The following is a 7268-nucleotide window of genomic DNA, read 5'->3' on the forward strand; positions in this document are numbered from 1 at the left end:
CCACGGCTTCGCCTCGCAATGACGCAGGAGGAGCCGAAGTGATCAGGGGGCGCCGGCTCAGAGCAAAATAAGAAGCACAGACTGAGAGTTCGGCTGTTCGCCCGTTCCGAAGCGTTTATCTGGCAAGATCATTCGGACTCGCCCTTTCGACTGTCGCGTCGACAAGGAATGTCTGGACGTTCTGTGCGGGAAAACCAGAAAAAGCACTCGGGAGGATTTTGCACGATGCGCTGCTTCTTTGCCCTGTTCCTCGCCATGGCCCTCGTGCCCGGCGCCGCCAGCGCCCTGTCGATGACCGACACGCTGGAGGCGTGGCGGCAGAGCTCGGCCCTGGAGCGCCTCCAGCTCGCGACCCGCTTCGGCAAGTCGTTCGTGTCGGTCAACGAAAGCTTCACCGCGGGCTACTTCGTCAAATGCATCGACGAGGTGGCAGGCTATTCCAATGCGCAGAAGGCCAAGATCGAGGACGCGGTGCGCGAATGCGTCGCCTCGCAGCTTCGGATGACCGGCAAGGGGCCGGCGGAGGAGTAGCCGCCCTCAGATCTCGATCTCGGTGCCGATCTCGATCACCTGCCGGGCCGGCACACAGAAATGGGCGCCGGTGCGCTCGGCGTTGTTCTGCATCACCGCGAAGACCGCCTCGCGCCAGTCCGACATGCCGCGCTGGTCGGAAACGGGGATGATCGTCTCGTGGCCGACGAAGACGGTGAGATCCTCGGTGAACTCCTTCGGCAGGAGGCCGGCATGGACGGCGCAATCCAGCCCCTCGGGGATCGAGGCCGATTGCATGAAGCCGTAGCGCAGCACCACGCGGCGGATGTCGGGGGTGATCTCGATGACGCGGGCACGCTCCTCCCGCGGCACCGTCGGGCTCTCCTCGAACAGGGCGGTCACGATCAGCACGCGGGCGTGCAGCGCGCCGAGGCGCTCGACGAAGCGCATCATCGGCAGCGGGATGCCCTCGGTCGCCGAGGAGAGGAAGGCGGCCGAGCCAGGCAGGGTCGTCGGCGCGTCCCGGCGCAGCCCTTCGAGGAACTGCGTCTCCGGCTGGCGCAGCGCCATGCGCGCCTGCTCCAGGCAGCCGTTGCCCTTGAGCCATGTCAGCATCAGGAAGGCGATGACGCCCGCCAGCAGCAGCGGAAACCAGCCGCCCTCGAACAGCTTCACGCTGTTGGCCGAGAGAAAGATCAGGTCGATCACGAGGAAGAAGCCGTTGACCGCGAGCACGAGCGGCAGGCCGAAGCCCCATTTGCGGGCGACGAGGCCGGCGAGCAGGGTCGTGATCGCCATCAGCAGCGACACGGCGATGCCGTAGGCCCCGGCCAGCGCGTCGGAGGAGCGGAAGATCAGCACCGCCGCGAGCGTCGCGGCGGCGAGCAGCCAGTTCACGAGCGGCACGTAGATCTGGCCGCTCTCGTCCGAGGCGGTGTGGACGATGCGCAGCGGCGGCAGGAAGCCGAGCTGGATCGATTGCCGGGTCAGCGAGAACACGCCCGAGATCACCGCCTGCGAGGCGATGACCGCGGCGAGGGTCGCCAGCCCGATCAGCGGGTAATGCGCGTAGGAAGGGGCGAGGCGGTAGAACGGGTTCTCGGCGGCGGAGGGATCGACCAGCAGAATCGCGCCCTGCCCAAAATAGTGGATCACCAGCGCCGGCAGGACGAGGACGAACCACGCGATGCGGATCGCCCGCGCGCCGAAATGGCCGAGATCGGCGTACATTGCCTCGCCGCCGGTGACCGCGAGGAAGGCCGCGCCCAGCATCGTGAAGCCGACATGCAGGCCGGCATGGGCCGTGAACTCGACCGCGCGCAGCGGATTGATCGCCGTCAGGATCTGCGGCGCCTGCACGATCCCGCCGAGGCCGAGCGCCGCCAGGACGAGGAACCAGACCAGCATCACCGGCCCGAAGATTTTTCCGATGAAGGCGGCGCCCCGGCGCTGCACGAGGAAGAGCGCGACGAGGATCGCCAGCGCGATCGGCACGATGAAGCGGTCGAGGGCGGGGGCATCGACCCGCAGCCCCTCGACGGCCGAGAGCACCGAGATCGCCGGCGTGATCGCCCCGTCGCCGTAGAGCAGGGCGGCGCCGACGAGGCCGACGACCAGCAGAAGCGCCTGCCGCGAGCCGGGCTGCGCGTGGCGGGCGCCGAGCAGCGCCAGCATCGCCACGATGCCGCCCTCGCCGCGGTTGTCGGCGCGCAGGATCAGCACCGCGTATTTCAGCGAGACGACGAGGATCAGCGCCCACAGGATCAGCGAGACGGCACCCGTCACCGCGGCCGCGGAGGGTTCGCCTCCCGGGCTCGCGGCGCGCACCGCCTCCTTGAGGGCGTAGAGCGGGCTCGTGCCGATATCGCCGTAGACGACGCCGAGGGTGGCGATGAGGAGCCCCGCGCCGAGCCGCCGGCCGGAGCCCGACGCATCGGCTTCGGATGAGTGTGCGGCGTCCTGGCTCAAGGCAGCGCTCCGAAAGCGGGGCCGGTCGTGGCGGCTCAGCTATGAGAAGCGTGACCGGCGTCCAGAGCCGCTCTTTGAGAATTGTTCGGTCCTGTCAGGGCCCGTGGGGGACGGCCGGCTCCGGCTGCGCCTTGTCCGAGTCGGACCGCCCGTCGCGCAGCCGGGCCGCGGCCGCGGAGGCCTTCTCGGCGATGCGACGGCGCAGGTCGTCGGACAGCTCGATATCGACGAGACGCCAGCCCCAGTCGCGCAGGCGCAGGCGGATGCGGAACTGCTCGTGGCGGGGATGATCGGGCGGCACCGAGATCACCACGGAGCGGAAGCCGCGCATGTCGGAGGACAGATAGTAGCGCAGCAGCCGCCCGAGATCGGGGATGCGCAGCCCGTCGCGCCGCTCATGCCGGTTGGCCGGCGCGGCGAGGTCGGCGCCCTGCGGCCAGCCGTCGTCGAGGAGATCGATCACGGCCTGGGGCGTCAGCGCCGATTCCATCACCGGAAGCGCCACCGCCGCCGCCGCGTCGGCGATGCGCTGACGCTCGCGCGGATCGAGGGCGTTGCTGTCGGCCTTGACGGCCGCGCTGATCTGCCGGGCGAGCGACAGGCGCAGCGTGCGGAAATTGACCCGCTGCTCCACCGCCGCGGCGTCGCCCGCCTGCACCGCCGCGGCGAAGCCGTAGAGCGACCAGAACGGCGTCAGCGTGTAGGCAAACCAAGCCAACACGGCGAGAAGGGGAATGAGCCACCACCGCATCGGATCAGCCGCGGATGCGCGGATGCATCATGCCGGATCGCCCTCGGCGCCGTGCCAGTTCGTCAGGCCGGAGAAGGCCGCGACGACGCCCTCGTAGACCGGCCGCTTGAACGTGATGATGAGATCCGGCAGGGCCTCCAGCCGTTCCCAGCGCCACGCATCGAATTCGGGCTTGTGGCGCCCGCCGCCGGGGGCGTCCACGTCGATCACCGATTCGCTTCCGGTGAGGCCGAAGGCGAACCATTTCTGGCGCTGGCCGCGATAGCGGCCCTTCCACGCCTGCTTCATGACCGCCGGCGGAAGGTCGTAGGCGAGCCAGTCCCGCGTCTCGCCGAGCAGCGTGACGGCGTCGGCCGGCACGTTGGTCTCCTCGTGAAGCTCGCGCAGGGCCGCGGCCAGGGGCTCTTCCCCCTCGTCGATCCCGCCCTGCGGCATCTGCCACGCGCGATCGCCGTCGACATGCTCGGGGCCGGCCTCGCGCTTGCGCCGCCCGATGAAGACGCGGCCGTCGCGGTTGAACAGGGCGACGCCCACGCAGGGGCGGTAGGGCAGCGCGCTGCCCTCGGGCAGGCGCAGGAGGTCGTCGGGGCGGGGCATCGCGGGCTCTTGCTGGCGGCGCGACCATAGGTGGCCGAACCGGTGCGGGCAACGCCGACCTGCTACCCATCTGAGGCCGTAAAACGAGAGCGGGCGCAGCCAACGGCTGCGCCCGCTCTCTCCTCGCCGTTCCGTACTCGGTTCAGGCGGCGCGCACGTTCGCCAGGAAGCGGCCGACCTCGCTGCTGAGATGCTCGGACTGGCGCGACAGCTCGGAGGAGGCGGCGAGCACCTGGGCGGCGGTCGCCCCGGCCTCCTCGGCGGCCTGCGCCACACCGGCGATGTTGCTGGTCACCTCGCCCGCGCCCATCGCCGCCTGGGCGACGTTGCGGACAATCTCCTGCGTCGCGGCGCCCTGCTGCTCGACCGCCGCGGCGATCGAGGCCGCGACCGAGCTGATCTCCTCGATGCGCCCGGTGATGCTGCCGATGGCCGAGACCGCGTGGCCCGTGGTCTCCTGGATGCGTCCGATCTGGCCGGAGATCTCCTCGGTCGCCCGCGCCGTCTGGTTGGCGAGTTCCTTGACCTCGGCGGCGACCACCGCGAAGCCGCGGCCGGCCTCGCCCGCCCGGGCCGCCTCGATGGTGGCGTTGAGCGCGAGCAGGTTGGTCTGGCCGGCGATCGTGGTGATCATGGTGACGACGTCGCCGATCTTGGCGACCGCCGCGCTCAGCGCGCGGACATGGGCTTCCGTCTGCGCGGCCTCACCCACCGCGGCCTGGGCGAGGCTCGACGAGCCGCTGACCTGCCGGCTGATCTCCTGCACCGAGGCGCCCAGCTCCTCGGCCGCCGCCGCCACGGTGTTGACGTTGGTGGCCGCCTCCTCGGCCGCCGCCGCCACGCTGACCGACTGGCCGGCGGTCCGGGTCGCGGCACCGGTCATGCCGTGCGCCGAGGCCTGCAACTGAGAGGCGGCGGACGAGACGAGGCTGACGACGCCGCCGACGGCGCCCTCGAACCGCTCGGCCATCTCGCGCATCGCCGCCTTGCGCTGCGCCTCCGCTCCGGCGCGGGCCGCGGCGCTCTCCTCTTCGAGGCTGCGCATCCGGAGCAGGCCGTCCTTGAAGATCTGCACCGCGTCCGCGATGGTCCCGATCTCGGTCCGCTGACCCTGATGCGGGATCGTGACCGAGAGGTCACCGGCGGCCAGCGCCTGCATCGGCCGGACCACGGAAGCGATGCCGCTGGTCACGCCGCGGATGATCAGGACGGCGAGCACGACCGAGAGGATGAGGCCGAGGGCGAGGACGGCGAGACCGATCGTCCGCACCCGCTCGAACATGACCTCGCCATCCTTCATCGCCTGGCTGGCGCCCTCGTTGTTGAAGGCGACCAGCTTCTCCAGCGACGTCGACATCGCCCGACGCGGCAGGAGACCCTTCGCCTCGTAATAGCTGAAGGCTTCCGCCTTCCGGCCCTGACGCGACAGGTCCATCACGATCTTCCGCTCGGTCTCGAACGCGGCGGCATCCCGGACGTAGGCGTCGTAGAGCGCGCGCTCCTGGGCATTCGCGATCAGGCGCTCGTAGGCCGCCCGCTTGTCGTCGATCAGCTTGCCGAAGCGCTCGAAGTCCTTGTCCATCGACGCGACCATCTGCGGGTCGGTCGCCTGCGTGTGCCGCAGCATCACGGTGTTCATCCGTGCCGCCGCGGTATCGATTTCACCGAGGACGCGCACGCTGGGGAGCCAATTGCGCTCGATGTCGAGCGCTTGGTCGCGCATCGTCTGAGTTCCAAAGACACCGAGTACGCCCAGGCCGACGAGAAGGATCGTCAGCACAGTGAACGACGCGATCAGCTTGCTGCGAATGGGAAGAGTTTGGAGCGACACGGAGGACTCCGACAGGACTGGCTCGCGCGGATTTGTTGAGCGAGTGCCGGAACCATTTCCCGAAAACGCTTACCGGATCACAAACCTCTCATCGAATTTCGCTCGCCAGCAGCGGATTAAAATCAATTTGCGCTTCTTCGCGCGATAAAAACTGTCAAAAGATCAGTTTTCTCTGCGATTGGCGCAGCAAGCGGTATCCTGCGGCGCCGAGAAGCCTCGCGCCGCCGAGGCTCGACGGCGCGCTCGGACGCACGTTCCCACGGGTTCGGATGATCGAGGTCCGGTCGTCGCCGCTCGATCGCCGGCCGGCATTCGGGGCGGCGGTCTACGGCGCGGCACTCGACAGCTTGGCAACGCCGCCGGCGCGGCGCAGGATCGTGCTGACCGGCACGAGCCGGATGCCCCGCGCCTCGAGATCGCGCGACCAGCGGGACAGGCGGTCGATCGTCAGCGGCGAGGCGCTGGCGGAGGCGAGCACGAGGCTCTTCTGCCGGGCCAGCGTCTCCAGGCGGGCGAGTTCGGCGTCGATGGCGTCGGGCCGGGCGACGGCGTCGAGCACGATCTCGGCGCGGGCGGTCGGCAGCTTGGTCTTCGCCCCGACGCTCGCGACCTGCGAGCCGGCGGCCGCGCCGTCATCGACGAAGCCGAGCCCGCGGGCGGCGAGATCCTTCAGCACCGGCTCCAGGGCCGCGGCCTCGCTCATCAGCTTGGCGCCCATGAAGTTCACGGCGCCGACGAACCCGGAAAACCGGCTCATCGCCCAGGCCGCCCGGTCGAGATTCTCGGCCGGCCGGCCGGAGGCCAGGAGCGTCTGGGGACCGGGATCGCTGTCGGGATAGTCGAACGGCTCCATCGGCAGCTGGAGCAGGATTTCGTGTCCGGCCTCGCGGGCGCGGGCGGCGGTCTTCTCCAGGTCGCCGCCGTAGGGCGAGAGCGCGAGGCTCACCGCCGCCGGGAGCCGGGCGATGGCGCCGAGGGTGGCGTTCTCGCCGATGCCGAGACCGGAGACGAGGACGGCGATGCGCGGCCCGGTGCCGGGCTCCTCCGGACGGGCATAGACGTCGAGCGGCCGCAGCCGGCCCTCGCCGAGGCGGGGCAGGGGACCGTGGCGCCCGCGCTCGGTCAGGCGCGGGTCGGGCGCGGGCGCGAGCTTCACCTGGGCGGCGTTCGGGACGCGGATGATCACCGGCGCGTCGGGCGCGCTCGAACCGTCGGGGCGGAAGACGGTGACGCCGGAGGCCTGCTCGACCTCGCTCGCGGACTGGGCCGGGCCTTTCGGGGCGGCCGGCGCGGCCTCGGCCGCGCGGGGCGCCGGGGCCTCGCGGATCTCGATGACCGCCTGCGCGCGGGGTTCGCCGCCGCGGGGATCGCCGGTCAGCGCGACGCCTCCCGCCAGCAGGGCGAGCGCCAAGCCGCCGATGCCGGCCGCCGCGCCCGCGGAGGAGCGCAGGGCGAATCGCGGGCGGGCCGCCTTGTCCGCCACCCCGAGGGGCTTCGTCAGGATGTCGTCGGCCGCGTCGCTCACCCGCCGTCCCGCCCTGTTGGCGCATGTTCGGACGACCGGGCGCGGCCTTCAACGAGAAACGGCCCGCAATACCGGTTCAGACCGGGATTGCGGGCCGTTTCTCG

Annotated in this window: 6 protein-coding genes; 1 reads left to right on the forward strand and 5 read right to left on the reverse strand. The window is 70.6% G+C overall.

The features are described from left to right. The first annotated feature begins 225 nt into the window (after positions 1 to 225). Positions 226 to 531, forward strand: coding sequence for a hypothetical protein (locus MFF42_RS16380; protein WP_238256698.1), 306 nt, complete (start codon positions 226 to 228; stop codon positions 529 to 531). Positions 532 to 537: 6 nt separating this feature from the next. On the opposite strand, the gene MFF42_RS16385 is transcribed toward MFF42_RS16380, so the two are convergent. From MFF42_RS16385 to MFF42_RS16405, 5 genes are all read right to left on the reverse strand, one after another. Next, positions 538 to 2460 (reverse strand): potassium transporter Kup, encoded by a 1923-nt coding sequence (locus tag MFF42_RS16385; RefSeq protein ID WP_238256699.1) that lies wholly within the window; start codon positions 2458 to 2460, stop codon positions 538 to 540. 94 nt (positions 2461 to 2554) lie between these two features. Continuing rightward, positions 2555 to 3211, reverse strand: a complete 657-nt coding sequence (locus MFF42_RS16390; protein ID WP_238256700.1) for a DUF2939 domain-containing protein — start codon at positions 3209 to 3211, stop codon at positions 2555 to 2557. Between the two features lie 27 nt (positions 3212 to 3238). Then, complete coding sequence (locus MFF42_RS16395; protein ID WP_238256701.1) at positions 3239 to 3808, reverse strand: RNA pyrophosphohydrolase; 570 nt, start codon at positions 3806 to 3808, stop codon at positions 3239 to 3241. Positions 3809 to 3950: 142 nt separating this feature from the next. Further along, complete coding sequence (locus MFF42_RS16400; RefSeq protein ID WP_238256702.1) at positions 3951 to 5639, reverse strand: methyl-accepting chemotaxis protein; 1689 nt, start codon at positions 5637 to 5639, stop codon at positions 3951 to 3953. 325 nt (positions 5640 to 5964) lie between these two features. Continuing rightward, positions 5965 to 7164, reverse strand: coding sequence for a divergent polysaccharide deacetylase family protein (locus MFF42_RS16405; RefSeq protein ID WP_238256703.1), 1200 nt, complete (start codon positions 7162 to 7164; stop codon positions 5965 to 5967). Positions 7165 to 7268 lie beyond the last annotated feature (104 nt).

The sequence above is a fragment of the Methylorubrum podarium genome, assembly GCF_022179745.1.
Taxonomy (GTDB): Bacteria; Pseudomonadota; Alphaproteobacteria; order Rhizobiales; family Beijerinckiaceae; genus Methylobacterium; species Methylobacterium podarium.

What these genes read in the sequence shown, in the direction of transcription:
- MFF42_RS16380 (WP_238256698.1), top strand. Translation starts at nt 226, where the DNA reads ATGCGCTGCTTCTTTGCCCTGTTCCTCGCCATGGCCCTCGTGCCCGGC.
- MFF42_RS16390 (WP_238256700.1), bottom strand. Translation starts at nt 3,211, where the DNA reads ATGCGGTGGTGGCTCATTCCCCTTCTCGCCGTGTTGGCTTGGTTTGCC.
- MFF42_RS16395 (WP_238256701.1), bottom strand. Translation starts at nt 3,808, where the DNA reads ATGCCCCGCCCCGACGACCTCCTGCGCCTGCCCGAGGGCAGCGCGCTG.